The organism is Psychrobacter sp. 1U2 (assembly GCF_051847575.1).
The window spans coordinates 1-1,800 of the sequence record NZ_JBPYDC010000107.1 but is presented as its reverse complement, the minus strand read 5'-3'; the positions used below and the strand labels follow the sequence as shown (position 1 = coordinate 1,800).

Below are 1,800 nucleotides of genomic sequence, written 5' to 3'. Positions count from 1 at the left end.
CTTTGTCTTTGTTGTCATCAGAACCCTCATCAGCCACATACTGCACTACCAGCTGCAAGTCTTTATATTCAGGGGCAATCCACAACACCGAGCTATCAGAGCGCGTGTAGTCAAGCATATTTAGTGCAGCAACTCCGCCATTGTCATTCAGGGTTCTTTTCCCTAGATTATCCCAGTAAGCTCTTGCAACCATCGGATCGTACACATACCCTAATACAGAGGTATTACGGCCAACGCGAAACTCGCCGTAGTCTTTATTTACTAGACCTAGATAAGTATCACGACTTGTAAAAGTATTACTGTCATCGCCATCGATATCAATGCCATACTCTAATCGATATATTACATCAGTATTTGCAGTAATCGCTTCAGAACCTCTGAGACCTAGTCGTGAAAAGTTTGAGTTAATTTGTACTGAGTCCACATCAGAGTCCTCAGGGGCATCATCTACACGATTAGTGTAATCCGCCTCGTCATTAATATAATCAGTGGTCAAGAATGCTTTGCCATAGATTTCTGGGGCTGCTTGCGCAACTGGTACAGATACAATAGCAATCGCTGATGTTAAAAGGAGTTTTTTCATCATAAATATTCACTCTAATACTTGGTCATTCATTAAGCAGGGTATTAAATGCACAAAGCCTAGAATGGCCTTGCATTTTTACGTTTTTTCTGTCTGTTCTAAAGCAAAATCAACACAACAAAAAAACCCACCCCGAAGGATGAGTTTTTTAGAAGCAAATTCTAGTTCATACTAGAATAAGTATTCTAGACCAGTACCAACTACGATTACTTCAGCATCGCCAGGTTGGCCATAAATTGGATCGTTATTATCATCATCACCTAAATAACGGTTGACGTTATCAGCTTTGTTCATACCAGCATAGGCATGTGCAATGATGTTATCTTTATACATGTACTTACCACCAACAACGATTTGGTCTGAATCAGCATTATCAAAACCGTTTAGGTTAGAGGTATTATTGTACTGAGCATAAACAGACGCTGGACGAGCAAAGTTAGTTAAACCCATTTCAGCACTGATTATAAAGCCTTTCTCGTCTTTATCGCGATTATCGTAATCACCTACTTGATATAGCGCACCTAGATTGACTGGATAAGCCATGTACTTGCCCAGATCTACAGTAGCGGTACCACGGATAATATCACCGTCGATGTTTTGATCTTTGTCATAAGCAATACCAGCGGTAAAGCCAGTACCTTGATCAAATAGCGCTGCTACACCAAAACCTTCGTTATCATTGCCATTTACATCGTCAGAGCTGTACATAGCAGACAGTTGTACTGGTAGACCGTCATACTTTGGTGCAGTCCAGATAACTGAGCTATTAATACGACCACTATCAGCCATGTTTAACGCTTCAACAACCTCACTTTCATTTTGGGTTTGACCTAGGTTATCCCAGTAACCTTGGTTCACTACAACGTTGTCAATACGCGCTAGGCTAGATTGGTTTTTACCAACACGGAACTCACCAAATTGCTTGTTTACCACACCAAGATAGGTATCACGGTTAGTGAAGGTAGCATTATCACCATCGATACTTGTGCCATACTCTAACCGATAGATCACATCAGTATTCGCAGTCATGGCTTCAGAACCTTTAAGGCCAATACGTGAAGCATGAGAGTTGATCTCTAACGTATTTTCATCGTAGTTATAAGCAGGAAATTCGCCTGGGATTGTGACTGCATCCGCATCAAAATCAGTATTTTCGTAGTCAGCGGCTAAAAAAGCTTTACCATATAGAGTTGGTGCGGCATTAGCTGCAGATACAG

Annotated in this window: 2 protein-coding genes; both read right to left on the bottom strand. The window is 41.1% G+C overall.

Annotated elements, in window-relative coordinates:
* A partial coding sequence (locus ACS8FD_RS13560) for a porin (RefSeq protein WP_439276265.1) occupies positions 1 to 586 on the bottom strand: 586 nt, incomplete at its 3' end.
* A 168-nt stretch (positions 587 to 754) separates the two neighbouring features.
* The coding region (locus ACS8FD_RS13555; protein WP_439276264.1) for a porin at positions 755 to 1,800 on the bottom strand (1,046 nt) is incomplete at its 5' end.